This is a genomic window from Sphingomonas sp. (genome assembly GCF_036387595.1).
In the GTDB taxonomy this organism is placed as follows: domain Bacteria; phylum Pseudomonadota; class Alphaproteobacteria; order Sphingomonadales; family Sphingomonadaceae; genus Sphingomonas.
The window spans coordinates 165,564-191,108 of record NZ_DASVTL010000074.1 but is presented as its reverse complement, the minus strand read 5'-3'; the positions used below and the strand labels follow the sequence as shown (position 1 = coordinate 191,108).

The following is a 25,545-nucleotide window of genomic DNA, read 5'->3' as shown; positions in this document are numbered from 1 at the left end:
ATTCCGAACCAAGGGGCAGATTCCCACGCGTTACGCACCCGTGCGCCACTAAGGCCGAAGCCTTCGTTCGACTTGCATGTGTTAGGCATGCCGCCAGCGTTCATTCTGAGCCATGATCAAACTCTCAAGTTTATGTACGACAAGATCGAGGTGGAATTCCCTGATCAAGCCGCTCATCTCAAGGAGCCGCTCTGCACAATATCTATTACGTATGGATACGTGAAGGACATGTAAGAGCGACTTAGCTTTAACCGAGTATCCGACGCCTTGAAGCCGCCAGAACCCGGAGCCGCCGCCCACATGTCCCTTCATCTTGACCAACAATGTCAAAGAGCGCAAAGCACCGACGCTTCGACGCAGCCCCTTTTTGGTGGGCCGGTCTGGCATCGGAGATTTGATGACCGTCAGAAGCGAACCGTTTGGTTCATCGCTGCGGTGACACCCCTCTAGGCGGGGTATCCAACACCGTCAAACACTTTTTGCAGATTTGTGGCACTTTTTGCCGAAAACCTCAGAAAACCGCGCCTTCACGCCTTGTGAAGGGCCTGCGCCTATAGCGCCGGCGATGCTCGACACCGCGCGAATCGCGAATCACGACGAAAAAGTAAGCAGTGATTCGCTCGCCGGGAGGGTTCGCAGCGCGATTCTGTGGCGGTCGGGCAGCCAGATCGTCGCCCAACTGGTGCAATGGGCCGCCACCTTCCTGGTCATCCGTGTCCTCAGCCCCGCCGATTACGGGCTGTTCGCAATGACGCAGGTGGTGCTGACCTTCCTCAACATGCTCAACGGCTATGGTCTCGCCAGCGGACTGGTCCGCGCGCCGGAGGTCAGCGAGCGCCAGGTGCGCCAGCTCTTCGGCATGCTGATCCTGCTCAACGGCGCTTTGGCCGCCGTGCAGTTCTCGCTCGCCCCGTTTGCCGCGCATTACTACGGGCAGCCGCTGGTCGCCGACTTGCTGCGCGTCCAGGCCCTGCTCTATCTGACGACACCCTTCATCGCGCTGCCCTATGCGCTCCTCAGCCGGGCGATGGATTTCCGGCGCCAGGCTAAGGCCAACGTCGCCGCTTCCATCGCTGCTGCCGCCGCGGCGCTCGGCGGCGCGCTGGCCGGCATGGGGGTGTGGACGCTGGTGCTCGCGCCGCTGGTGCTCTTTGCGGTACGCGGCGCAGTGATGACACGGGCGGTCGGCGCGCTGGTCTGGCCGGTGTTCGACTTTCGCGGCGCAGGCACCCTGGCGCGCTACGGCGGGGTCATGGTGGGCGCACAGATGTTCTGGTTTCTGCAGAGCCAGGCCGACGTGTTCATCGCCGGGCGCATGTTCGGCGCACACCAGCTCGGCCTCTATACGACCGCGCTTTTCCTGGCGCAGATCTTCGTGGCCAAGATCGTCCCACCGCTCAACGAGGTCGCCTTCTCCGCCTATTCGCGGCTTCAGCACGATCCGTCCGCACTGGCGGCTGCCTTCCTGAAGGGCATGCGGATCGTGATGACCGCGGCGCTGCCCTTCTATCTCGGTCTCGCGGTGGTCGCCGAGCCGCTGGTGCTCACGATACTCGGCGCCAAATGGGCAGGCGTGGCGCCGATCGTCCGGCTGCTCGCGCTGGCAATGCCGTTCATGACGCTGCAGGTACTGTTGGCGCCAGCCTGCGATGCGCGTGGACGCCCGGGGATCGGGGTCGCGAATGGTGCGACCGGGGCGGCGATCCTGGGGCTGGCCTTCCTGCTCGGGGTACGATGGGGGCCGACCGGACTCGCAAGCGCATGGATTGCGGCCTATCCGCTGTACCTAGGCATCAGCCTCTGGCGGTCGCTGCCGGTGATCGGCGCGCGGTCGAGCGATGTGGCGAAGGCCGTGGCGCCGCCGTTGCTGGGAAGCGTCGCGATGGCGGTTGCCGTCACGCTTCTCGACCGACAGATCGCCTGGCCATCGGCGCCGATCCGCCTGGCGATGCTCGTCGCGACGGGTGCGGCGATATACGGTGCGTGGCTCAGCGTCTTCGCCCGACCGCTGCTGCGCGAGATCGCAAGCGCCGTCCGCGCCAAATCCTAAGCCTGCTGGATATAATCGCGCATCGCTGCGGCATCGGCTTCGATCCGGTCGATTCGGTGCTTCACCAGATCACCGATCGAAACGAACCCGACGATTCGGCCGCCATCGCACACCGGCAGATGGCGGATTCGCCGCTTGGTCATCAGCGACAGCGCGCCGATCACCGGTTCGGCCGAGGTGACGGTCTGCACCGGCGAGGTCATCACCTCCGAAAGCAGCCGATCGAGCGCCGCGGCGCCTTCGCGTGCCAGGCAATAGGTGACATCGCGTTCGGAGAAGATTCCCGCCACCGCGCGTGCCTCGCCCTCTCCGTCCACCACGGGCACCGCGCCGATCCGTCGTTCGGCCAGCAGCGCCACCGCTTCGCGCACCGTGGCCGTCGAGGCGAGCGACACCACTTCGCCGCCCTTGTCCTTCAGGATCGCGCCGATCGTCATCGCTCTTCTCCCCTATCGTGCATATTTGCTTGGCTTGAGAAAAGCACCTTCCGCGGCCAAGGGGAAGCATGGACGAGCATAATCCGCAGCAGACGCCGCCAGATGCGCCGCGGGGCCTGGGCGATCCGGCCTATGCCCGCTTTGCGTGGCGTCGTTTTCGCGAGCTGATGTCATGGATGACGCTGGCGGCGGCGATCTGCGTCCTGCTGACGATCGTGGTGATGACTCGAATTCAGGGGCCGCTTCACATCGTCACCATGCTGGGGATCATCGGCGGCGTCGGTGGATCGGTGATGATGGCCGCCGCGCTGATGGGACTGGTGTTCCTCAGTTCGGGAACCGGCCACGACGAGGACGTCGATCGGCTGGATTGAGTCGGCCGCGTTCGGGAAAGCGACCGGACGCTATTCGCGAATCGCATAGGCGAGCGTGACCCGCCCGTTTGCCGGAACCGTAACCGCCCACGTTCGCACGTCCCCATGGTGACCGAGCCGGGCGCGGGTTGCCATGCGCGCGCCGTCCGCGACGGCGATGCGCGCTTCATAGACGATGGTGCGCGGCAGGGCGTTGGTGACCGTCAGGCGGTAGCGCGCTTCGCGCTTGGTCCGGGTCAGCAGTTCGGCGGTGGTGGTGACCGCCGAGGCTGGACCGATGGTGATCTCGACATCTTCGCCGACCGCCCGGTCCTCCAGGCTGCTCTCGCCGAGCAGCAGCCGTCGCGCGCCCTCTTCGAACACCGCCACGCGTCCCGCGGGCAGCGGCAGACCAAGTCCGCGCGGGGCGACATTGCGGGTGCGCAGGGTCAGGCGCGGTTGGCCGGCATCGTCGCCATCGACCGCACCGACATAGACCGGGTCGAAGGCAATGCCCTCACGCATGAGCATCGCCACCTGCTTCTGCGAGCGTGCGGCGACGGTCACCGCCTCGGGCAGGCGATAGAGTTTCAGGTCGCCCAGATCCTCCTGCCTGGCGACGCGCTTCATGCCGGTCACCACGATGTCCATCTCGGTAGCCGCCGATACGCGAGGCGGCGCAGGAGGCGCAGGAGGCGGTGGCGGCGGCGGTGGCGGACTGCGGCCATAGATGACGTTGGTGGGCCAGCATCGCAGCCGCAGCGTGCCATCCTCCTGCCCCAGGTCTGTCGCCCGGCGCTCTTCGCGCTTCGGCTTGCCCGCGATCACCGAGGTCGCGGCATCGGCGAAGGGGGTGACGTCGCTCGATGCCAGCGTCACCCAGGCGAACAGGTCGGCGAGTCCATCGTCGCGCATCGTCAGGACATAATCCGCCTGCCAGTCGAACCCGCCCGCCAGATACGACAGCGTCACCGTCGCGGTCGTAGCGCGCGCCGATCGCGTGCGGATCGACAGTGTCGGCCGCGCGACCAGGCCGTCCGGCAGGCCGGTCTGGACGATGGTCTCGGGCAACCCCGAACAGCGCAAGGCTTCTATCCCGCCAGCCACTTGCAGCACCGCCGCGCCGCCCGCGCCGGAGCGGATCGTCGCCTGCTCCTCGCGCACCGTGCCAGTGGCGGGATCGGTGCGCCGGATCATCACCCTGCGGCCCAGCGCACGGTCGTACAGAGTGCGCGGCGAGAGGAGATCGGCGTCGAGGTTTCGCTCGGCGACCCCGTCGGGCAAGCCGGTGAGGATCGCGGTCTCTGCGAAGATGTTGCCCGCCACGCCCTCGAACCTGAGCGTCGCCGGGCCGGCGGGGATATTCACCGTCCGGGTTTCGGTGACCAGCGCATAGCCCTGCTGATCTCGGGCCTGCGGATCGACGGCGTCGTCGGGCGAGCGATCCGGGGCACGGTACACCGTGAGCGCGACGCGTTCCGGCATGGCGGAGGTTACGGAGGGTTCCTGCGCCTGCCCCGCGGGTGCGGCGAGCAGGACGAGCGCCAGCAGGCGCACGCCTCAGTACCGCGTGTCGAAGCTGGCGGTCACCACCGCCTCGCCATTGGCGGGCACAGCGACCCGCCACACCGCTTCGGACGACGACCGGCGTTCCGATTTCTGGCTTTCCTCGACGATCCGGGTGTCGGTAAAGCCGTTGTCGAGCCCGCTCTGCACCAGCGATACCGTCACCGGCACGGGCGAGGCGTTGGTCAGGATATAGCGCATCGCGGTACGCCACCGATCGCCGTTGCGGGTGCGCGTCTCGACCGTCGGCCGCACCTTTACGTCGAACGCCACGCCGGTCGCGATTTCCACCGACGATCCCATGGGCGTGTGGCCGATGGCGTTCTCGCCGACGAACTGCGGCCGCCCCTGCGCATCGCGCATATAGACGCGCACCGTCCCCGCGGGCAGCGCGTCGCCCAGCCCGCCTTCGCGCGCGCTGGAAAAGGTCAGCAGGCTCCAGGCGCCCTGCGCGGTGTCGCTGCTGCCCAGCCACGGATTGCGATAGCCATAGCCGCGCGTCGCGGGCACATTATCGACCGAAAGGAAGCTCACCTGCTTCTGCTGGTTCGCGGCGATCGTGGTGCGGCCCGCGATCGGATAGAGATAATGGTCGCCGAGCCGTGCCCGGCCCGCGGTCTGCGTGCCCGGCTGTCTCATCGGCACGCCCTGGCCGCCGCCATCGGCGACCAGCAGCGTCTCGGCATCGACGAACGGCACGCTGCCGCTGTTGTTCAGCGTCACCCAACCCTGCATGTCCAGGGTCGACTTCGCCTCGTCGAACAGCGCGACGTAATCCGCCGACCAGCCCAGACCATTGGCCAGGTAGCTGAGCGTCACCGGGCGGGCGCCCGCAGCCTTGGCGTCGAGCGTCACCGACAGGGTCGGGCGGGCGCGCAACGAGGGCGGCAGCGAGGCGAAGACGACGCGCACCGGCACGCCGTCGTCGCGCAAGACCTCGATCCGCTCGCCGATCTGGAGCACCACGCCGTCGTTCGACGCCAGCACGCGCGCGGTCTCGCGCGTTTCGGCGCCGGTCGCGGGGTTGGTGCGCACCAGGGTGATCGTCTGGCCGACCGCCTTCTCCATCAATGCCTGGGGGGAGAGCAGGTCGTAATCATAATTCTGCTCAACCACCTCGGTGCCTTGCGCATCCAGCCGCACGGTGGCGGGACGGATGGTGTCGGCGACATCGGGAAAGTCCTGCCGCGACACCCCCGCGGGCAGGTTCAGCGTCCGCGTGTCCTGGATCAAGGCGGTGCCGGTGGAGTAGATGGTCACCGCCACCTGCCCCTGCGCGCTGCGGCCGGGGAGCTGCGCTTGCGGTGGTGCGGCTTGCGCTGCGAGCATCGCCGGAAGCGCGGCCATCAGGATCGATGACGCCAGCGCCATCCTCGTCGTCGCCCGCATCCTCGCCCCTCCGCTACGCCTTGTGGCGCCACGCTAACCCCGGCGCATGACGCGGGCAAGTCATACGAAAAAGGCCGGCACCGCGGGGAGCGGGCCGGCCTGTTCGTCGATCTGTTGGCCGATCACTCCGCAGCGGGCGGCGCCTCCACGACGGCGCGCATGCGGCGGCGGCGCGGCTTGTCTTCGGCCGGACTCTCGTCCGCGCTTGCCGTGGTCGCGGCAGGCGCGATGCCGAGCGACGGCGGCAACAGCGCGGCGTCAAAGGCGGCAGGTTCGTCGTCGACCGGCCGCTCGCGCCGGGGCCGACCGCGGCGCCGCGGCGCCTCGGGCTCTGCACCGGCATCCGTGCTCACCGACGCGCCGATCGGCGCGGGCAGCGCTTCGACCAGGGTGTCGGTCTGCGGGCCGACGGCGACGTCGGGCACGGCCTCCTCGCGATCACGGCGCGGACCGCGCGGAGCACGGCGCGGTTCGGCATCGCGCGAAGCCCCATCCCGCGGTGCCTCTTCCCGCTGGCCGCGTTGGCCTTCGTAGCGAGGCTGCGCCTCGCGCTGGCCACGCTCGCCACCGCCCTCACGCGCGTCATCGGGCTGGCGGTTGCCGTCGCGCTGCACACGGCCGTCGCGGCGCGGACGATCCGGGTTCTGGCTGCCGTTGTGGCCGGCGTTCTGAGCATGGGTTTGCGGCGCCTGCCCGTTCTGACGATCGCCACGCTGGCTGTCGCGCTGCCCCTCACCGCGTTGCCCGTCGCGCTGGTTCCCGTCGCGTTCGCCGCCCCGATTGCCGTCACGGTCCCCACCACGGTCCTCACCGAACGCCTGTTCGCCCGCACGGATCGGCTCGCCCTCGTCGCCGAACTCATCGTCCTGGCTGTCGAAGCCGGTATCGAAGCTGCCGGTGAAGGCCTGCGCTTCATAACCGTCGTTCTGCTGGCGGCGCTGCTGGTTCTGTTCCTCGAAACGGTTGCGCGTCTCGCTCAGCACGCGGAAATAGTGATCGGCGAATTGCAGATAATATTCGGTGTTCACCCGATCGCCCTGGCGCTGCGCGTCGGAGGCCAGGTTCTTGTACTTTTCATACAATTGGTTGGCGTTGCCCCGCGCGCGGCTGTCGATCCGGTTGCCGTTGTCGCGCTGGCCCTGGTTGGTGCGAGGCCCGTTACCGTTGCCACCGCCGCCATTGTTGTTGCCGCCCCGTCCGCGACGGCGGCCGGCCTGCCGATTGTTGATCAAGCTGTTCGTCCTAATCGTAAGGTTTTGGGTCCGAAATCTGAGATCGGTCTCTCTGCCGTTTCCGCGGTGCAAACTGCGTCGCTCGCGGCATGCGGCAGCAGCGGCGTCACGACGAAGGATGCGGATCGGCGCGCGCTAGCCCAACAGATGGCTATTAACAGCCGGCTATCGATGTCGCGTGCCCCCGAACGCCCCATAGCGGCCCGTGAGAGCGTCCTACAAGTAAAATATGCGCAATTTGGTTTACGTGCGTTCAAGTCGCGACCAGCGCACGGGGGCGCCCGCCGAGATCGCGACGCGGCGTGACCGCGAAGCCCTGCGTGCCGAGCAGCGCCGTGACTGCTTCGGCCTGAGTCGATCCGATCTCGAGGATCGCGGCACCGCCGGGTGCCAGCTGGGCGCGAAGGAGCGGCGCGATCGCGCGATAGTCGTCGAGTCCGTCCACGCCCGCGAACAACGCGCAGGGAGGCTCGTAGCGCGCCACCTCCTCGGGCAGAGACTCATCGAGCGCGATATAGGGCGGGTTGCACAGGATCAGATCGTGCAGCCCCCCGACACCCCCCCAGCCGCCGCGCACGATCCGCGCGCGGTTCTTCATCCCCAGCCGCTCGGCGTTCCCGCGCGCAATTTCGATCGCCGCCCCCGCCATGTCCACGCCGACGCCGGTCGCCTCGGGCCATTGGTCGAGCGCGGCGAGCAACAGCGCACCCGATCCCGTGCCTAGATCGAGGATCGTCGCGGGCGCGCCCACCCCGAAATGTGCGATTGCCGCCTCGATCAGCGTCTCGCTATCGGCGCGGGGCACCAGCACGCCGGGGCCGACGGCAAGGTCGATCGTCCAGAAGCCGCGGTTGCCGGTGATGTAGGCGACCGGCTCATGCGCAACGCGGCGCTCCACCAGCGCGGCAAAGGCGGGTGGCGTTTCGCGGTGGACGTCGAGAAGCAGCACGGATCGCTCGATCCCGAGCGCATGCGCCATCAGCAGTTCGGCATCGAGCCGCGCGGTGGCGGAAAAGGCTAAACGCGCGGCAGCTTCGGCGAGCGCGTGACGAGCAGTCATCAATTCCTCCCCGCGGAGCGGGGAGCATCGAACGTTAGCCATCCAGCGACGCCAGCCGATCCGCCTCGTCCTGCGCGATCAGCGCGCCGACCAGTTCGTCCATCTCGCCCGCCATGATCTCGGGCAGGCGGTGCAGAGTCAGGTTGATCCGGTGGTCGGTGACGCGGCCTTGCGGGAAATTATACGTGCGGATGCGCTCCGAACGGTCGCCCGATCCGACCATCGACTTGCGCGCGCCCGCCCGTTCGGCGTGAAGGCGGTCGCGCTCCAGTTCGTAAAGCCGCGTGCGCAGCACCCTGAGCGCCTTGGCCCTGTACTTGTGCTGCGACTTCTCGTCCTGCTGGATCACCGTCAGCCCGGTCGGGATGTGGACGATGCGCACCGCCGAATCGGTGGTGTTGACCGATTGGCCGCCGGGGCCGGACGATCGGTAGATGTCGATGCGCAGGTCGCGCGCCTCGTCGATCTTGACGTCGACCTCCTCCGCCTCCGGCAGCACCGCGACGGTCGCGGCGGAGGTGTGGATGCGCCCGCCCGCCTCGGTCGCGGGGACGCGCTGCACGCGGTGGACGCCGCTTTCGAACTTCAGCCGCGCGAACACGCCCTGGCCGGTGACGCTGGCAACGACTTCCTTGAAGCCGCCCGCATCGGACGACGAGCCCGAGATCATCTCGACCCGCCAGCCGCGGCTTTCGGCATAGCGCTGGTACATGCGGAACAGATCGCCCGCGAACAGCGCCGCCTCGTCGCCTCCGGTGCCCGCGCGGATTTCGAGCATCGCCGCGCGCTCGTCGGCGGCATCGCGCGGCAGCAGCGCCAGCGCCAGGCTGCGGTCGGCGGCATCGAGCGCGGCCTTGTTCTCGTGCAGCTCCTCGGCGGCCATCTGGCGCAGTTCGTCGTCGGCATCCTCGGCCATGAAGGCGAGACTCTTCGCCTCGGCTCGCAACCGCCGCACCGCCCCGGCCGCCTGGGCGACGGGTTCGAGTTCGGCATATTCCTTCGATACCGCGACGAAACGCTCGGACGGCAGTTCGCCAGTCGCCATCAGGGCTTGCAGCTCGTCACGGCGCGCTTCGATCTGCGCGATGCGTTCGGGGGAGATGGTTGTCATGAATTTCTCCCCGGCACGGGGAGGATTTTGAGGCGGATCATGCTGGCATGCCCCGCACAAGGAATTCAAATCCAAGCGCCGAACGCACCATGTCACTCAAGCGATACATGCCCTCTTCGTCAGTACCGAAGTAGCGCAGATTGCAGTCCGCGCCGCTCGCGCCCGGCGAACGAACGAAAAGAACGCCCACTGCGCCCGATTTACGAGCGACTTCGATCCGACGCTTGGGCGCTCCTCGAAACCCCATGTCGGCCGTCACGCCGCCCCGGCGCAGATCGGAAAGCAGCTTGGTGGCAGGCTGTAGCGCGTCGGCATCGTCTGGAATAACTGCCAAATAACCTGCGGCAGCAACCGGCTCCGCCACCAGCATCGCCAGCCGCTCGACCCCGGCCGCCCAGCCCACGCCCGGCGTCTCCGGCCCACCCAGCGATCCGATCAGCCCATCGTAGCGCCCGCCAGCCAGCACCGTTCCCTGCGCCCCCAGCCGGTCGGTGACAAATTCGAACGCGGTGTGCCGGTAGTAATCGAGACCCCGCACCAGCCGCGCGTTGCGCTCCCAAGCCACTCCGGCGGCGTCCAGCCCCGCGGTCACCGCGTCGAAGAAGGCGCGCGCCTCTGGCGTCAGATACGCGTCGATGTCCGGCGCCGCGTCCGCCACCGGCCGGTCGCGCGGGTCTTTCGAATCGAGGATGCGCATCGGATTCTTGTCGAGCCGCACCAGGCTCTCCTCCGACAAGTCTCCGCGATGCGCCGCGAAATGCGCCACCAGCCCGGCGCGCCACGCGTCGCGCGTCTCCGCATCGCCCAGCGTGTTCAGCTGGAGCGTCACCCCCTCGATGCCGAGTTCGCGCAACAACTGGTCCGCCATCACCAGCAGTTCGACGTCCGCCGCCGGTTCCGCCGCGCCGATCACCTCGGCGTCAATCTGGTGGAATTGCCGGAAGCGCCCCTTTTGTGGCCTCTCGTAGCGGAACACCGGGCCGCTGGTCGTCAGTTTCAGCGGCGCATATTGCTGCCACCCCTCGGTCAGATAGGCGCGCGCGATGCCTGCGGTGAATTCGGGGCGCAGCGTCAGCGAATCGCCGCCGCGGTCGGGGAAGGTGTACATCTCCTTCGACACCACGTCGGTCGTCTCGCCGATCGAGCGCGCGAACACTTCCGTCGCCTCGAACACCGGCACGTCGACGCGCTCGAAGCAATAGAGCGCACGCACGCGCTCGAACGTGGCGAGCACATGCGCGTGGCGTCGCTGGTCCTCGCGAAAGATGTCCTGCGTCCCTCGGACGCGCTGGGGTGTCTGTATTCGGGCCATGTCGGCCGGGCATCTAGTGGAGCGGGCGCGCGAGCGCTAGGCTCGGGCATGCGTGAAGAACCATCGACCCTGGCCGGCATGGGCCACCGCATCGCGCCCCCGCGCTTCGTGCTGTTCGCGATCCTGTTCGCGACGGGACTGTGCGCAGCGATCCCGACGTTCGGCGCGGGGCGTGGCACGATGGCCGCGTTCGACATTGCCGCAACCGTATTCCTGATCGCCGCCGCCACCCTGCTCCGCCGCGGCGAAGCCGACCAGATGCGCCGCGCCTCGCAAGCGAACGACGCGAATCGCGCGATCCTGCTCGCGTTCAGCGCGGTGACGCTGACGGTCATTCTGGTCGCGGTGGCGGGTGAGTTTCAGGGAAGCAACGATACCGCCGCTGTCGCGCTGGTCGTCGCCACGCTGGTGCTCGCATGGCTGTTCTCCAACACCATCTATGCGCTGCACTATGCGCACCTCTACTATCTCCCGGACGCAGAAGGAGGCGACAGCGCGGGGATCGACTTTCCCCGGTGCACGCAACCCGATTACTGGGACTTCCTCTACTTCAGCTACACGCTGGGCATGACGTTCCAGACCTCGGACAACGACATCACCGCACGCCACATCCGCAAGGTCGCGATCGGCCACTGCTTGGCCGCCTTCGTCTTCAACCTCGGCGTCGTCGCCTTCACGATAAACGCGCTGGGAGGATAAGCCACTGGACGCCCGCCCTTTTCGCGGATTATGCCCTGAACCATGATCCGCATCCTCCTGGCCGCTTCGTTCTTCCTGGGGCCCACAGCCGCAGCGCAGGTGCCCCAGGGCAATTCGGCGCCGCAGCCAACGCCCTTTGCCGACACCATCCCCGCGGCGCGCGATATCCCTTACCCCGGCACGCTGACGGTTGATGTCGACGCGACCGATACCGAGCGCGGCATCTTCCGGGTCAAGGAGACGGTTCCCGTCACCAGGGCCGGGCGCATGACCCTGCTGTTCCCCAAATGGCTGCCCGGTGCGCACAGCCCGCGTGGCGAGATCGAGAAGCTGGCGGGCCTGGTCATCCGCGCGAACGGCCGTGTCCTGCCGTGGACGCGCGACATGGTGGATGTCTTCGCCTTCCACATCGACGTGCCGCAGAGTGCGATGAACGGTGCCCGCCGCCTCGACGTCGAGTTCCAGTTCCTTTCCGCCACCAAGGCCGACCAGGGCCGCATCGTCGCCACTCCGACGATGGTCAGCCTGCAACCCAATTCGGTCAGCCTCTATCCGGCGGGCTATTTCACGCGGGCTATCCCGGTGAAGTTCACCGCCCGCTTTCCGGCTGGCTGGACAGCCGCGGGCGCGCTCAAGGCCCGCGTGACGCAGGCGCCCGACGGCGTCACCTATGCCTATGAAACGACCAATTACGAAGTTCTGGTCGATTCCCCGATCCTGGCGGGCCGTTACGGCAAGACGTGGGCGCTCAGCCCACGGGTCAACCTCAACGTCTTCGCCGATACGCCCGAGAATCTCGCCGCCACCCCCGAACAGATCGACGCACATCGGCGGCTGGTCGATCAGGCGGTGAAGACCTTCGGCGCGCAGCATTACGACCGCTACGAATTCCTGCTGTCGCTGACCGACGAGCTGGGCGGCATCGGCCTGGAGCATCATCGCTCCTCGGAGAACGGATCGGCGCCCGGGTATTTCACCGATTGGGCGAACGTCGTCCCCCGGCGCAACCTGCTGCCGCATGAATTCACCCATAGCTGGGACGGCAAGTTCCGCCGCGGGGCGGACCTGTGGACCCCCGATTTCCGCACGCCGATGCGCGATTCGCTTTTGTGGGTCTACGAAGGGCAGACGCAGTTTTGGGGCTATGTGCTCCAGGCGCGCTCGGGGCTGGTGTCCAAGCAGGACACGCTCGATGCGCTGGCGGCGATCGCTGGCGTCTACGATCGCGCGCCCGCCCGCGCCTGGCGCAACCTGCTCGACACCACCAACGATCCGGTCATCTCGGCGCGCAAGCCCAAGGGCTGGACGAGCTGGCAGCGGTCGGAGGATTATTACAACGAAGGCCTGATGGTGTGGATGGAGGTCGATGCGATGCTCCGCCAGAAATCGGGCGGCGCCAGGTCGATCGACGATTTCGCGAAGGCCTTCTTCGGCGTGCGCGATGGCGACTGGGGCGAACTGACCTATACGTTCGACGATGTCGCGGGGACGCTGAGCCGCATCGTGCCGTTCGACTGGGCCGGCTTCCTGACGATGCGGCTGACCGAAACGGGGAAGCCCGCGCCGGTTCAGGGTTTTGCGATGAACGGCTACAAGCTGGTCTATGCCGCCGAACCCACGCCGTATTTCAAGCAGGCGGAGAAGGCGCGCGGCACGGATGTCAGCTATTCGATCGGTCTTGTCGCCGACAAGGACGGCGTCGTTACCGCGACGATCTGGGACAGCCCCGCATTCAAGGCGGGTGTGGACGTCGGCACCGCGATCACGGCGATCGACGGCCAGGCGTGGTCGCGCGACCGGCTGCTCGCCGCCATCGCCGCGGCGAAGGGGCGCAAGGAGCCGATCCGGCTGCTTGTAAGGAATGGAGAGCGCTTCCGCGACGTCCCCATCGACTACCACGACGGCCCCCGCTATCCGCGCTTCGAGAAGGTCGGCGCCGGCGACGGCGGCCTGGACCGGTTGCTCAGCCCGCGCTGACGCGCTTCATCATCACAGGGGACTCTCATGCGCATCGATCTCATCCCGGTCGGCAACAACCCGCCCGAGGATCTCAACGTCATCATCGAGGTGCCGACCGGCGGCGAACCGGTGAAATACGAGTTCGACAAGGCGAGCGGCGCGCTGTTCGTCGATCGCATCTTGCACACGCCGATGCGCTATCCCGCGAATTACGGCTTCGTGCCGCACACGCTGTCGCCCGACGGCGATCCGCTCGACGCGCTGGTGATTGCGCGCTCGCCCTTCATTCCCGGCTGCGTGGTGCGTGCGCGCCCGATCGCGGTGCTGAACCTGGAGGACGAGGCCGGCGGCGACGAAAAGCTCGTCTGCGTGCCGGTCGATGCTGTCTTTCCATATTATTCCGACGTCGGCGGGCGCGGTGACATGCCCGAGATCGTCTTCGAGCAGATCGAACATTTCTTCACGCATTATAAGGACTTGGAGAAGAAGAAGTGGGTCCGGGTCGGCAAATGGGGCGACGCCGACGAAGCCCGGCGCATCACGATCGAGGCGATCGCGCGCTACGACGCCGCCAAGGCCACAGGGCAAGAGCCGCACGACCAGGACGAAGCGGCCGGACGCGTTTAGTCGAGGCGGCCGGCGCGAACATCGGCCAGCGGGTCACAGCCGCCTGGCTGGCCGACCCGCCCCGCCAGCCGCATCAGCGCGTCGCCGGTGAGCCGCTGCACCGTCCATTCCTTCATGCCGATGGCGCCCAGACCGCGGTAAAAGCGCACGGCATCGACATTCCAATCGAGTACCGACCATTCGAAACGGGCGCAGCCGCGGTCGAGGGCAAGCGCCGCCAGATGCGCAAGCAGCGCCCGGCCCACCCCGCGCCCGCTCGCTGCGGGCGTGACGTACAAATCTTCGAGATACAGCCCGCGCCGCCCCGTCCAGGTCGAGAAATTGTGGAAGAACAGCGCGAAGCCCACCTCGACACCGTCGACTCGGGCGATGACGGCCTCTGCCGCCCGATGCGCGCCGAATAGCGCGTCGGCCAGCATGTCCTCGGTTGCGTCCACCGCATGAGGTTCGCGCTCGAACGCGGCCAGGTCACGGACGAAGCCCAGGATTATGGCAACGTCGTCGGGTGTCGCAGCGCGAACAATGGTCATGCCGACGCCTCGATCGGACCGATGACGGGGCGGCGGGCTGCGTAGAGACATGCTGCCACGATCAACGCAGCGCCCAGAATCGTGAACAGCGACACTCGCTCCCCGAACACCGCGAATCCCAGCACGGCAGCGTAGAGGAAGGACGTGTATTCGGTCGTCGCAAGAAACCCGGTATCGGCGTGCGCATAGGCGAAGGCGAGCAGTAGAAGGGATCCCGAGCCGAGCGCGGCCCCGATGACGAGCATCGGCCATGCCGCGGCATCGGGCACGACAAGAAACCAAGGCGCCGCACAAGCCAGCAGCAGCGTGACGATGGTCGATTGAAAGAAGGCGATCTCTCCCGGACGCGCGGCTTGGCTCTGCACCCGTGCGATGACCAGATTGACCGCATACAGAACCGCCGACACCAGGATCGCGACCGCGCCCTCGAACGCTTCCGGCCCGAGTTCCATCCGGGACTGTCCCGCGAGCAGAACGAGGACACCCCCGAACGCGGCGACCGAGGCGAACACCACGCGGCGTCCCACCCGTTCGTGCAGGATGATCGCGCCGAGCAGCAGCGCCAGGATCGGCGCGATGTAGGTCAGCGTGATCGCCTGCGCCATCGGCACCCGGCCCAGGCCCCAGAAGAACAGGGTTGCCATGACCGCGGTCACGCTCCCACGCGCCAGATGCAGCTTGAAAGCCCGCAGGCTCGGCGCCCCGCCACCGCCAGCCTGCCACGCCACCGCGCCGAACCCCGCCCCGATCATCGTTCGCCAGAACAACGCGTTGTAGACGCCCAGCGACAGCACCAGCGCCTTCATGAAGGCGTCCATGATAGAGAACAGCCCGATCCCGATGGCCGCGATGCCGAAGGCGAGCGCAGGGGAGATGGCGCGGGCGCTCAATCTCCGGCCCGCGCGCCGCCGGCATCGGCCACCAGGCGTTCGATCGCCCCCGGCACGGCAATCCATGCGTCACGGGCGAATTGTGAATAGCCTTGCGCCTCGGCCGGCGAGCCCATGACGACATAGCCGGGCAGCGGGAGACGATCGCCGGAATCTGCGTCCACGCGTGCCTCGGGATCGGCGAGGAAGCGTGGAACGTGCGGATTGATCTCCAACGCCTTCTCCAGCGCCTCCGCGCCCGGCGACCCGTCACGAAAGGCGAGGAGCCACATCGCATAAGCGCGGCTGGTCGACCAATCATCCGGGTAACGCGCCAGCAGCTTGGCCAACGCGCTCCAGTCGCCAGTCGCCGGATACCAGACGGCCAGCAGTTCCCGGATACCCTGGTTGTCGTTGCGGTTGAGGCGGAGCAGCGTCTTCGCTTCGCCGATCGCCTCGGACCGGGCACCCGCATCCCAGAGCGCGAGCGCATGAAGATGGATGACGCGCATGAACGGCCTCGTATCCAGATCGAGCCAGAAGTGATGACGCGCAGGCGCCTTCATCGCCGTCGCCCAGATACGCCGCCCCCGCGCCGCGCCCTCTTGATAGAGCGCACGTGCCGCCTCCGCATCGGTGAGCGACTGGCCGAGCAGGACATAACCGTCGAGCGCGTCCGGGTCGGCCTCGATCGCCGCCCGCGCATGTTTCGCGCGCGTTTTCGGCGTGCGCGCATCCCAGGCCCGCTCGATCAGCCGTCGCGCATCCGCCGTCATTCGGCCGCTACCCTGGCGCCCGCCTCCACCGCCTCGATTTCCGCCGCCTTGGCCTCCACCAGGCGGACGATATGCTCGATCATGCCCTCGTCCTGGACATGGTGGTCGGTGACGCCGGACAGATACACCATGTGCTTGCCGTTGCCGCCGCCGGTGATGCCGATGTCGGTTTCGCGCGCTTCGCCGGGACCATTGACGACGCAGCCGAGCACCGAGAGCGACATCGGCGTGCGGATATGCTGCAAGCGTTCCTCCAGCGCCTGGACGGTGCGGATCACGTCAAAGCCCTGGCGCGAGCAGCTGGGGCACGACACCACGCGCACGCCGCGGTTGCGGATGCCGAGCGACTTGAGGATTTCGAAGCCGACGCGGACCTCCTCCTCCGGCTCGGCCGACAGCGACACGCGGATGGTGTCGCCGATCCCGAACCAGAGCAGCGACCCGATGCCGATCGCGGACTTGACGGTGCCGCCGACGAACCCGCCCGCCTCGGTGATGCCAAGATGGAGCGGGCAATCGACCTGTTCGGCAAGCTGCTGATACGCCGCCACCGCCAGGAACAGGTCGGATGCCTTCACTGCGACCTTATATTCGTGGAAATCGTGATCCTGGAGCAGCTTGATATGGTCCATCGCGCTCTCGACCAGCGCATCCGGGCACGGCTCGCCGTATTTCTCCAGCAGATGCCGTTCCAGGCTGCCGCCGTTCACGCCGATGCGGATCGCGCAGCCGTTCGCCTTGGCCGCGCGGACGACTTCGGCGACCCGCGCCGAGGAACCGATGTTGCCCGGATTGATCCTGAGGCACGCGGCGCCCGCATCCGCGGCTTCTAGCGCGCGTTTATAGTGGAAATGGATGTCCGCGACGATCGGCACGCGCGCGGCGCGGACGATCTGGCCCAGCGCCGCGGTCGATTCGACGTCGGGGCAGCTCACCCGGATGATGTCCACGCCCGCATCCTCGCACCGGCGGATCTGGTCGATCGTCGCGCGGGCGTCGCCGGTGGGCGTGTTGGTCATCGTCTGGACGGTGACCGGCGCATCGCCGCCGACGGGGACGGCGCCGACCATGATCTGGCGGCTCGAGCGGCGCGCGATGTCGCGCCATGGTCGGATGGACATGAGGATTCCTCGTGAAGAGATACGCCCTATAGCGCCGCGCACCAGCGAACGGAACAAGACTGGCGGGCGTCCCGGCCGTCCGGCATAGGCCATGCCCCATACCGGAGCGCCAGCGATGACCTTTTCCCTCTACGACGCCACGATCCCCTCGACCCTCCAGATCCTGCGCGCGCTCGACGCGCTGCTCGACAAGGCCGAGACGTTCGCCGTCGAACGGGGCATGGCGCCCGCCGAACTGATCGAGGCGCGGCTCGCCGACGACATGCTGCCGCTGGGGTATCAGGTGAAAGCCTGCGCGGTTCATTCGATCGGCGCGGTCGAAAGCGTCGGCGCCGGCAGCTTCTCACCCGACCGAACGCCTTGGCCCACCGACTTCGCCGGTCTGCATACGCTGATCCGCGACGCCATCGCGCGGCTGGAGGCGATCGACCCCGGCGCAGTCGATGCGCTGGCCGAGGCCAGGACGACGTTCGCGTTCGGCCAGACCGTGATGCCCTACACCGGCGCCAATTTCCTGCTCTCCTTCTCGCAACCCAATTTCTATTTCCACGCCACGACCGCTTACGCGATCCTGCGGTCGCGCGGATTGGCGATCGGCAAGCGCGATTTCATGGGCATACCGCGCTTCGATCGTTGAACCGGCGGGCGCTTGCCGCCGCATCCGCTCGCCCCTAGGGCCGCGGGATGCAGCGGCATTACGGCATGGATTGGCTTCGGATCGGCGCATTTGCGCTGCTGATCCTGTACCACGTCGGCATGGCGTTCGTGCCCTGGAACTTCCACGTGAAGTCTTCGCACATCGCGCAATGGGTAACGCTGCCCATGCTGGCGACCAACGCGTGGCGGCTGACGTTGCTGTTCGTCGTATCCGGCTATGCCAGCCGTGCGCTGCTCGCGCGGCATGCCGGCGCCTTGCAGTTCGCGCGCAATCGTACCGCGCGCCTGCTGGTGCCGCTGGCGTTCGGCATCGTCGTGATCGTGCCGCCACAACCCTGGGTCGAACTGGTGACGCGGCATGGCTATGCGGCGGGGTTCGCCGCATTCTGGGTACGCGATTACTGGCGGTTCGGGCTGATCGACGGAGTGCCGCTGCCGACCTGGAACCATCTTTGGTTCGTCGTCTATCTGTGGATTTATACGCTCGTCCTTTCGGTCGGCGTGGCCCTGGTGCGGATACCGCGCGCGCAGACTGCGTTCGACAAGTTCTTTGGGAGTTGGGGTCTGCTGATCCTGCCTCTCGCCTGGTTCGGCTGCGTCCACGCCTGGTGGTTCACGATGGTCGGGGAGACGCATGCGCTGGTGGGAGACGGCATCGCCCACGCTTCCTATCTGCCTGCCTTTCTCTTCGGCTTCGGCCTCGCCGGATCACCGGCTGCGCTCGCCGCGGCGGTGCGATTGTGGAAGCCGGCCGCGCTGCTGGCGCTTCTCGGCTATGCGGGAGTGCTGGCTTTCGAATTATCCTACAATGCCAAGGCCTGGGCCTGGTCCTGGGGGTTTCGGCCCTACGGCATCGCGCATGCGGTGCAGCAATGGGCGACGATCGTTGCCCTGATCGGGATCGCCGAACGTCACTGGAACCGCGACGCACACTTCCGCCCGATGCTGACCGAAGCGGTCTTTCCCTTCTACATCATCCATCAGACGATCATCGTCGTGGCGATGTACTGGCTGCTCGGCACAGGGCTGCCCGGTTGGGCCGAGTTCGCGATCCTGGTCGCCGCGACGATCGCGGGCTGCTGGGCCTTCTATCTCGGCGGTCGCGAGGTGCCGTGGCTGCGGCCGCTGATCGGGCTGAGGCAGCGACAGCGGCCCGCGGTGCCTGCCTTGCTCTAGGACGGACATGACATTCAGGCGAGTCTCGCCTTCCGGCATCTGTTCTCTTGGCGAAAGCAGGAGAACAGAGCCACGGGCGACGCGCCCTGCTACCCTGGGCTCCTGCTTTCGCCAAGAGAACAGCGGAGATCGAACTACACCAAACCATTCCAACGGCTGAATGTCGATCTGCTTTAGGACCGATGCAATGACGAACCCTCTCTGGACTCTCACCCTCCACGGCGGCGCGGGTGGCATCACCCGCGACGTGCTGACCGCCGAGCAGGATTCCGCGGCACGGCGCGGGCTGTCGGCGGCGCTCGCGGCAGGGTCGCAGGTGCTGGCCGCCGATGGAACCGCGCTGGACGCGGTGGCGGCTGCGGTCGCGGTGCTGGAGGACGATCCGCCGTTCAACGCCGGGCGCGGCGCGGTGCTGACTCGGGAGGGCAATATCTCGCTCGATGCGGCGATCATGGCGGGGGACCGGCGCGCGGGCGCAGTGGCTGGAGTCACCGCCACCCGCAATCCGGTAACGCTGGCCCGCGCGGTCATGGACGAAGGCACGCACGTCTTTCTCGCGGGCGAAGGTGCGGACGCCTTTTCCCTGGTGCACGGCCTGGAGCAGGCGGGAGAGGCGTGGTTCGTCACGCCTGAGCGCCGCCGCCAATTGGCCGAGTTGCAGGCCGCCGGCGCCGGGGCGTTCGACGTCGACATGAAATACGGCACGGTCGGCGCGGTGGCGAGAGACGTGCAGGGCCATGTCGCCGCCGCCACGTCGACTGGCGGAGTGACCGGCAAGCGTTGGGGACGAATCGGCGACTCGCCGGTGATCGGCGCGGGCACCTGGGCCGACGAAGGGTGCGCGGTCTCGTGCACTGGATCGGGCGAGACGTTTCTTCGCATCGGGGTGGCGCATGCGATCGCGGCGCGGGTACGCCATCTGGGCGAGGACGCCGGAACCGCGGCGCAGGCGGTGCTCGACGAGGTCGTCGCGCTCGGGGGGACCGGCGGGATCATCGTCGTCACCCTCGATGGCAACACCGCGACTCGGTTTTCGACCAAGGGCATGTATCGCGGCCACGCGTCCTCCGCCGCCGCGCCAAGGGTCGCGATCTACGGCGACGAGTGATGCTTGGCGGAGAACACGCCAGTCGCTAGGCGGGCGGCATGCTGTTCCGCCTGTTCGCCCTCGTCCTGGCCCTTGCCGCCGCGAGTCCCGCTTCGGCTTATTGGGAATATGGCCATGAGACGGTCGCAAAGATCGCGGTGGCCAACGTCCGCCCCGCGACCCGCCTCGCGATCCGCCGGTTGCTGGCGCGCCAGTCGCTGCTCGATACCCCGGAATGCCTGGCGGGCACGATCGAACAGGCGAGCATCTGGGCCGATTGCATCAAGCCGCTGAAGGCCGCCGACGGCAGTTCGCGCTTCGGCTATGCCTATAATTGGCACTTTCAGAATGCCGACATCTGCCGGGACTTCGACCTGACCCCCGCCTGTAAGGACGGGAATTGCGTGTCGGCGCAGATCGAGCGGCAGGCCGCGATCCTGCGAGACCGACACGCCGGTCAGCGCGCGCGGGTGATGGCGCTGGCTTTCCTGATCCATTTCGTCGGCGATCTACACCAGCCGCTCCACGCGGGCGACAAGAGCGACAGGGGCGGCAACGATGCTGCGATGGCTTACGGCATCTATGCGCCGGCGCGGCTGAACCTGCATTCGATCTGGGACGGACTGCTCGCCGAACGCGCGATTTCCGCTCCACCCACGCTGGTCCGCCGCTATGCGCCCCGTGAACGCGCCCGTCTGGCCGCGGGCAGTGTCGCCGACTGGAGCCGAGAAAGCTGGCAAGTCGCGCGCACCGCTTATGATGCGGCGACCGGCGGCCGGGCCTGTGCGCCTTTCCCGGCACGCGGCATGCTCGATGCGGCAGCGATCGAAAGGCTGGTGCCCGTCGCCCGCCTGGAGGTGCAGCGTGGCGGCTTGCGATTGGCGCGGATGCTCGATCGCGCCCTCGGCTGAGGCGCGCAATCGCAGGGCGTCGGTCCTCCCCGCGATCGGGGAGGACCGGTGTCGTCAGCTGATGACGATCGTCACCGCGCGGCGGTTCTGTGCGTAGCTCTCGTCATCGGAACCCAGCGCAAGCGGGCGTTCCTTGCCATAACTGATCGTCGAGATGCGGGCTGCGTCGACGCCACGTGCGACGAGGTAGTTCTTTGCCGCATTCGCGCGCCGATCGCCGAGGGCGAGATTGTATTCGCGCGTGCCGCGCTCGTCGCAATGCCCCTCCAGCGTGATGCGCCGATCCGGGAACTTGGCGAGCCACTCGGCCTGCGAATCGAGGATCGCGCGTGCGGTGGAATCGATATCATATTGATCGAGTCCGAAATTGACCGTGTTCGCGCTGACCGAGCGACGGAAATCGGCGTCGGAGCCGGGCACCACGGCGCCATCGACGGGATCGGCGGATGTCGTCCGCTCCGGCCCGCCGGCCGCCGGATTGAGGGGAGCCGGCGGCAGTGTCTCGGGGCGCTTCTTGGAACAGCCCGAGACCGCGATCAGGGCGGTGGCAGCCATCAGGACGCCAGCGATATTCGGCGTGATCGTCTTCATGCAACTTCTCCCGTGAAAATATGGTCAGGGGCGCAACGGTCCCCAGGCCGGGTCCGATCCATCGAGGGGGGTCGGAATCCGGCGCTCGTTGACCCCGGTCAGGTCGACCGACCAGAGATCGGCCTTGCCTTCCGACCCCCTGCCTGCCCGATAGAAGGTGATGACGCGGCCGTTGGGCGACCAGCTCGGCCCTTCGTCCTGCCAGCTGTTCGTCAGCAGCTTTTCGCCGCCGCCACTCGGCGACATCGTGCCGATGCGGAACGACCCCGCCAGCCGGGTGAAGGCGATCAGGTCGCCGCGCGGACTCCATACCGGCGTGGCATAACGCCCGCCGCCGAAGCTGATCCGCTGCTGATTCGAGCCATCGGCGTTCATCACGTACAATTGCTGCCCGCCCGACCGATCGCTTTCGAACACGATCCTGGACCCGTCGGGCGAATAGCTGCCGCCGGTGTCGATCCCCGGTGAACTGGTCAGCCGCTGCGGCGTGCCGCCCGCGGCGGATACGCGGTAGATGTCGGTGTTGCCGCCGGCCGCCATCGAAAAGAGGATGTAGCGTCCGTCGGGCGAGAAGCGCGGGGCGAAGGCGAGATTGTCGGTCGTCACCACGCGGCGCTGGCGCCCGCTGCCCAGATCGTAGACGTAGATGGTAGGGCGATCGTTGACGTAGCTCATATAGACGATCGACTGCTGGTTGGGCGCGAACCGCGGCGTCAGGATGATCGAGGTGGAATTGATTAGGATGCGGTGATTGGCACCGTCCTGATCCATGATCGCCAGGCGCTTGATCCGCTTGCCCTTGGGGCCGGTCTCCGAGACATAGACGACGCGGCTGTCGAAATAGCCGCCCTCCCCGGTCAGACGCGCATAGACCATGTCGGCGCATTTGTGCCCCGCACGGCGCCAGTCCGATGGCGGCACGACATAGCCCTGCCGCGTCAGTTCGACACGCGCCGAAACATCGTAGAGGTAGCAGCCGACGGTCAGCGTGCCGTCCGCGTTGGCGCGGACGAAGCCCTGGACCAGCGCTTGCGCGCCGGTGCCGCCCCAATAGTCGAAGCCGGGCGCGGTCACCTCGGGAAAGGCGATGGCGCGCAGCTGCGCCGCGCCCAGCGGGGTGAAGAGGCCGGAATTGCGCAGGTCGTTCGCGACGATGTCCGCCAGCTGCCGCCCGAGCGTCTCGGTGGAGCCGGCGGGCGTCTCGACCACTGCGGCGGTGGGCATGGCGGGAATCGCGATCGGCATCGGCGCCGACACGCCCCCCGTAACCGACACTTCGAGCGGCGGCGGGGTCTGCGCGGCGGCATCTGCGGCGGGCGGCGCGTCCTGCGCGAACCCGGGGCCTGCGGCAAGCAGCACGAGAACGGCGAAAACGGTCTTCATACGCATCCTAACGCAGCTGCCACTTGTAGTTGATGTTGTTCCATCCGCCACCGGGCGTCGAATAGAATTCAGCAGGCAGCTTCAAGGGTGAACAGCCCTTGAACGCCGCGATACCGAGATCGACGACACGGCGCGCATAGCGATCGTTCTCGTCGTCTACGCCCGATTGGCGGACCATCGTCGGGGTAGCGGCCAGCGTGCCGTTGTCGTTCAGCCGCAGGTTGAGCACGGTGACGATGCGGTTCGCGCCGGGGCCGGGATCGACCTGGCGATCGGCACACGGCTGAATCTGCCGGCTGATCGCGTCCTGGATGCCCGCCAGCGCACGCGCGTCGATCCTGGCGGCGCGCGGCGCTTCGGACCTGCTGGGCGAGGGATCGCTGGTCAGCCCTTTGAGGAAATTGTCGCCCAGCCGCGAGCCGCGCGGACGCGTAGCGGTCGCGGTGGCGCTGCTGCCCGTGCCGCGTGCCGCGGATGGCTTGGCGGCCGCAGGCGTGCGCGTCGCGGTGGTACGCGCGGCGGCGGGTGCAGGCTTGGCCGTGGTCCTGATGGTCGCGGCGGGCTTGGTAGCGGGCGTGGCGCGGGGGGCGGGCCTGGGGCTTGCGACAGGCTTTGGCGCCGGGGCTAGCTTGGCTGCGGGGGCGGGCTTGGGCGCGGGTTGCGGCCTAGGCTGCGGCTGAGGTTTCGGCTGCACGGCTGGCTCAGGTGGCGCGGGTTCCGGCTCCGGCGCCGGTTCCTGCGGTGCAGGCGCGGCCTCCTCGGGCGCACCCTGGTCGGGCGCGACCGATTGTGCCGGCGGCTCGATCGCTTGCGGCGCGGTCGCCTCCAGCCCGACGTCCTTGACGAGACTCACCTCGACGGGAGGCTGTAGCGGTTTGGGCGGCTCGCTGGGCGATCGCCAGCCGAGCGAGAGCAGGCCGAAAAGCACGAGGTGCCCCGCGACCGCGACGCCGAGTCCGACCTTCTCCACCCTATCCACCGGTGAACTCCATCAGCGCGCTCCCGGCGCCTCGGTCGTCAGCAGGGCGACGCGGTTCAGCCCGGCGCGGTTCAGTTCGCCCATCACCCGCATGACGCGCTCATAGGGCAAGGTACGGTCGGCACGCAGGAACACCTGCGGCGGCTGACCATCCGGCCCCGCCTTTGCCGCCAGCGCCTCCAGCCGTGCGGGGAGGGCGTCGTCGGCGACCTCGTCCTTGTCGACGAAAAGCCGTCCCTGTTCGTCGATCGAGATCTGGGTCGGCTTGGCATCCTGGTCCAGCGGCTTGGCACGGCTGTCGGGCAGGTTCACCGGCACACCTGCGGTCAGGAGCGGGGCGGTGACCATGAAGATGATGAGCAGCACCAGCATCACGTCGACCAGCGGCGTGACGTTGATCTCCGCCATCGGCGCCCGCCGGCCGCGCGCGGAACGCGAGGGAAGCATCGCCATGCTAGGCCTTCCGCATGCCGGGAAGGGTTACGCCGAACCGCATCACCGCGCCCCATCCAGCTGGCGCGACAGCGTGGCGTGGAAGCCGTCGGCGAAGCGGCTGAGGCTGGCTTCGATCCGGTTCACCGCATGGCTGAAGCGATTGTACGCGATCACCGCCGGGATCGCCGCAAACAGCCCGATCGCGGTGGCGAACAGCGCCTCCGCAATCCCCGGCGCGACGACGGCCAGCGAAGAGTTTTGGGCGCTGGCGATGCTGGTGAAGCTGCGCATGATCCCCCACACCGTCCCGAACAAGCCGACGAAGGGCGCGACCGACCCGACGGTCGCCAGGATGTTCAACCGATCGGACAGCGCATCGACCTCCTTGGCGACCGCTGCCCCCATCGTGATCGACAGCCGCTCACGCGTGCCGACCTTGTCGATATGCCCCTGCGCGGTGGATCGCCGCCATTCGGCCACCCCGGCTGCGAACACGCGCGCGGATGGCAGCTCGCGGCTGGCTTCTTCCTTGTGGAAGGCGTCGATGTCCTCGGCCTTCCAGAAATCCCGCTCGAACCGCGCCATTTCCTTGCGCGTCCGCCCGAACCGCCGCCAGGATGCGACGATGATCGCCCAGGTCCAGATGCTGGCGATCAACAGCCCCGCCATCACCACCTTCACGACCACGTCGGCCTGGAGGAACAGCGCGACGGGCGACATCGTCGCGGCGTCCATGTTCAAAACCGGGTTCACGCATTCTTCCCTTCGCCGATCAGGCGTTCGTAGATTTCGAGCCATGCCGCGGGCTGGCGCCGTGGGCGGCCATCGGGACCGACCAGCGCCGCCGTCACGGTCGCCTCGCTCAGGACAACGTCCGCCCGGCTGACTCGTTGCTGAATGACGACGCGCGCGGGTGTCGCCCTCACCACATTGCTGGCGACGACCACGGCGTCGTCGAGCCGGGCGGGCGCGGCATAGCGAATCGTGAGGTCGGCGACCGCATAGGCGCCCCATCCGCTTTCGAAGACGTCGCGCTGGTCGATCCCGGCAAGCCGCAACATGTCCGACCGCGCCCGTTCCATCCAGCGCAGGTAGTTGGCGTGATAGACCACGCCCGACAGGTCGGTATCCTCGAAATAGACGCGCACCGCAAAACGATGCTCCGCGCCCACGAAGCGCCCTCCGGCCGGTTGATCGGTCTCCACCATCGCCGCGGCTGTTAACCGAACCCGCCC

26 protein-coding genes and 1 rRNA gene are annotated in these 25,545 nt (G+C 67.6%); 9 read left to right on the top strand and 18 right to left on the bottom strand.

The window, feature by feature from the left end; translation table 11 throughout:
* Positions 1–132 (bottom strand): 16S ribosomal RNA (locus VF643_RS07730); the annotation flags it as partial.
* A gap of 433 nt (positions 133–565) precedes the next feature.
* Here VF643_RS07730 and VF643_RS07725 point away from each other — a divergent pair.
* Positions 566–2,050: a lipopolysaccharide biosynthesis protein gene (locus VF643_RS07725; RefSeq protein ID WP_331042786.1), complete on the top strand. Its 1,485-nt coding sequence runs from the start codon at positions 566–568 to the stop codon at positions 2,048–2,050.
* On the opposite strand, the gene VF643_RS07720 is transcribed toward VF643_RS07725, so the two are convergent.
* A complete protein-coding gene (locus tag VF643_RS07720; protein ID WP_331042785.1) occupies positions 2,047–2,487 on the bottom strand; it encodes a CBS domain-containing protein in 441 nt (146 codons plus the stop codon). The two genes, VF643_RS07725 and VF643_RS07720, sit on opposite strands and share 4 nt — an antisense overlap.
* Positions 2,488–2,555: 68 nt before the next feature.
* On the opposite strand from VF643_RS07720, the gene VF643_RS07715 reads away from it, so the two are divergent.
* Complete coding sequence (locus VF643_RS07715) at positions 2,556–2,861, top strand: hypothetical protein (RefSeq protein WP_331042784.1); 306 nt, start codon at positions 2,556–2,558, stop codon at positions 2,859–2,861.
* A 30-nt stretch (positions 2,862–2,891) separates the two neighbouring features.
* Here the strand turns inward: VF643_RS07715 and VF643_RS07710 are convergent, their stop codons facing one another.
* The 6 genes from VF643_RS07710 to hisS form a co-directional block, all read right to left on the bottom strand.
* Positions 2,892–4,397, bottom strand: a complete 1,506-nt coding sequence (locus VF643_RS07710) for a hypothetical protein (RefSeq protein WP_331042783.1) — start codon at positions 4,395–4,397, stop codon at positions 2,892–2,894.
* 3 nt (positions 4,398–4,400) lie between these two features.
* Positions 4,401–5,753, bottom strand: coding sequence for a DUF4139 domain-containing protein (locus tag VF643_RS07705; protein ID WP_331042782.1), 1,353 nt, complete (start codon positions 5,751–5,753; stop codon positions 4,401–4,403).
* Between the two features lie 164 nt (positions 5,754–5,917).
* Complete coding sequence (locus VF643_RS07700; protein ID WP_331042781.1) at positions 5,918–7,027, bottom strand: DUF4167 domain-containing protein; 1,110 nt, start codon at positions 7,025–7,027, stop codon at positions 5,918–5,920.
* 253 nt (positions 7,028–7,280) lie between these two features.
* Complete coding sequence (gene prmC, locus VF643_RS07695; protein WP_331042780.1) at positions 7,281–8,087, bottom strand: peptide chain release factor N(5)-glutamine methyltransferase; 807 nt, start codon at positions 8,085–8,087, stop codon at positions 7,281–7,283.
* Positions 8,088–8,121: 34 nt separating this feature from the next.
* On the bottom strand, positions 8,122–9,198 hold the full coding sequence (prfA, locus tag VF643_RS07690) for a peptide chain release factor 1 (RefSeq protein WP_331042779.1): 1,077 nt from the start codon (positions 9,196–9,198) through the stop codon (positions 8,122–8,124).
* Positions 9,199–9,235: 37 nt separating this feature from the next.
* Positions 9,236–10,510: a histidine--tRNA ligase gene (gene hisS / locus VF643_RS07685; protein ID WP_331042778.1), complete on the bottom strand. Its 1,275-nt coding sequence runs from the start codon at positions 10,508–10,510 to the stop codon at positions 9,236–9,238.
* A 48-nt stretch (positions 10,511–10,558) separates the two neighbouring features.
* On the opposite strand from hisS, the gene VF643_RS07680 reads away from it, so the two are divergent.
* From VF643_RS07680 to ppa, 3 genes are read left to right on the top strand one after another with little or no spacing between them, the layout of a single operon-like run.
* Entirely contained in the window at positions 10,559–11,209 is a 651-nt protein-coding gene (locus VF643_RS07680; protein WP_331042777.1) for a DUF1345 domain-containing protein, read from the top strand.
* 42 nt (positions 11,210–11,251) lie between these two features.
* Positions 11,252–13,186 carry a peptidase M61 gene (locus tag VF643_RS07675; RefSeq protein ID WP_331042776.1) on the top strand — a complete coding sequence of 645 codons (1,935 nt, stop codon included), beginning with the start codon at positions 11,252–11,254 and terminating at the stop codon, positions 13,184–13,186.
* A gap of 27 nt (positions 13,187–13,213) precedes the next feature.
* Positions 13,214–13,795, top strand: a complete 582-nt coding sequence (gene ppa / locus VF643_RS07670) for an inorganic diphosphatase (protein ID WP_331042775.1) — start codon at positions 13,214–13,216, stop codon at positions 13,793–13,795.
* Here ppa and VF643_RS07665 read toward each other — a convergent pair.
* The 4 genes from VF643_RS07665 to ispG are packed head-to-tail and all read right to left on the bottom strand — an operon-like array spanning position 13,792 to position 17,091.
* The gene (locus tag VF643_RS07665; protein WP_331042774.1) at positions 13,792–14,325 is read right to left on the bottom strand and encodes a GNAT family N-acetyltransferase; all 534 of its coding nucleotides are present in this window, start codon (positions 14,323–14,325) and stop codon (positions 13,792–13,794) included. The two genes, ppa and VF643_RS07665, sit on opposite strands and share 4 nt — an antisense overlap.
* Entirely contained in the window at positions 14,322–15,215 is an 894-nt protein-coding gene (locus VF643_RS07660; protein WP_331042773.1) for a DMT family transporter, read from the bottom strand. Before VF643_RS07660 ends, VF643_RS07665 begins: the two co-directional genes overlap by 4 nt.
* Positions 15,212–15,970, bottom strand: coding sequence for a hypothetical protein (locus VF643_RS07655; protein ID WP_331042772.1), 759 nt, complete (start codon positions 15,968–15,970; stop codon positions 15,212–15,214). The genes VF643_RS07660 and VF643_RS07655 overlap by 4 nt, the downstream gene beginning before the upstream one ends.
* Positions 15,967–17,091 carry a flavodoxin-dependent (E)-4-hydroxy-3-methylbut-2-enyl-diphosphate synthase gene (ispG, locus tag VF643_RS07650; RefSeq protein ID WP_331042771.1) on the bottom strand — a complete coding sequence of 375 codons (1,125 nt, stop codon included), beginning with the start codon at positions 17,089–17,091 and terminating at the stop codon, positions 15,967–15,969. The genes VF643_RS07655 and ispG overlap by 4 nt, the downstream gene beginning before the upstream one ends.
* A 115-nt stretch (positions 17,092–17,206) precedes the next feature.
* Here ispG and VF643_RS07645 point away from each other — a divergent pair, with 115 nt between their 5' ends.
* The 4 genes from VF643_RS07645 (at position 17,207) to VF643_RS07630 (ending at position 20,922) form a co-directional block, all read left to right on the top strand.
* Positions 17,207–17,728, top strand: a complete 522-nt coding sequence (locus VF643_RS07645) for a DUF1993 domain-containing protein (RefSeq protein WP_331042770.1) — start codon at positions 17,207–17,209, stop codon at positions 17,726–17,728.
* Between the two features lie 65 nt (positions 17,729–17,793).
* A complete protein-coding gene (locus VF643_RS07640) occupies positions 17,794–18,924 on the top strand; it encodes an acyltransferase (RefSeq protein WP_331042769.1) in 1,131 nt (376 codons plus the stop codon).
* A 187-nt stretch (positions 18,925–19,111) separates the two neighbouring features.
* The gene (locus VF643_RS07635) at positions 19,112–20,032 is read left to right on the top strand and encodes an isoaspartyl peptidase/L-asparaginase (protein ID WP_331042768.1); all 921 of its coding nucleotides are present in this window, start codon (positions 19,112–19,114) and stop codon (positions 20,030–20,032) included.
* Positions 20,033–20,070: 38 nt separating this feature from the next.
* Entirely contained in the window at positions 20,071–20,922 is an 852-nt protein-coding gene (locus VF643_RS07630) for a S1/P1 nuclease (protein ID WP_331042767.1), read from the top strand.
* 54 nt (positions 20,923–20,976) lie between these two features.
* Here VF643_RS07630 and pal read toward each other — a convergent pair whose 3' ends face one another.
* From pal to VF643_RS07600, 6 genes are read right to left on the bottom strand one after another with little or no spacing between them, the layout of a single operon-like run.
* A complete protein-coding gene (gene pal / locus VF643_RS07625; RefSeq protein ID WP_331042766.1) occupies positions 20,977–21,513 on the bottom strand; it encodes a peptidoglycan-associated lipoprotein Pal in 537 nt (178 codons plus the stop codon).
* A 24-nt stretch (positions 21,514–21,537) separates the two neighbouring features.
* Complete coding sequence (gene tolB / locus VF643_RS07620) at positions 21,538–22,896, bottom strand: Tol-Pal system beta propeller repeat protein TolB (protein WP_414713816.1); 1,359 nt, start codon at positions 22,894–22,896, stop codon at positions 21,538–21,540.
* Between the two features lie 7 nt (positions 22,897–22,903).
* A complete protein-coding gene (locus VF643_RS07615; RefSeq protein ID WP_331042764.1) occupies positions 22,904–23,875 on the bottom strand; it encodes a cell envelope biogenesis protein TolA in 972 nt (323 codons plus the stop codon).
* Positions 23,876–23,887: 12 nt separating this feature from the next.
* A complete protein-coding gene (gene tolR / locus VF643_RS07610; RefSeq protein WP_331042763.1) occupies positions 23,888–24,328 on the bottom strand; it encodes a protein TolR in 441 nt (146 codons plus the stop codon).
* 42 nt (positions 24,329–24,370) lie between these two features.
* Positions 24,371–25,045, bottom strand: coding sequence for a protein TolQ (gene tolQ / locus VF643_RS07605; RefSeq protein ID WP_331042804.1), 675 nt, complete (start codon positions 25,043–25,045; stop codon positions 24,371–24,373).
* A 14-nt stretch (positions 25,046–25,059) separates the two neighbouring features.
* The gene (locus VF643_RS07600) at positions 25,060–25,518 is read right to left on the bottom strand and encodes a YbgC/FadM family acyl-CoA thioesterase (protein WP_331042762.1); all 459 of its coding nucleotides are present in this window, start codon (positions 25,516–25,518) and stop codon (positions 25,060–25,062) included.
* Positions 25,519–25,545 lie beyond the last annotated feature (27 nt).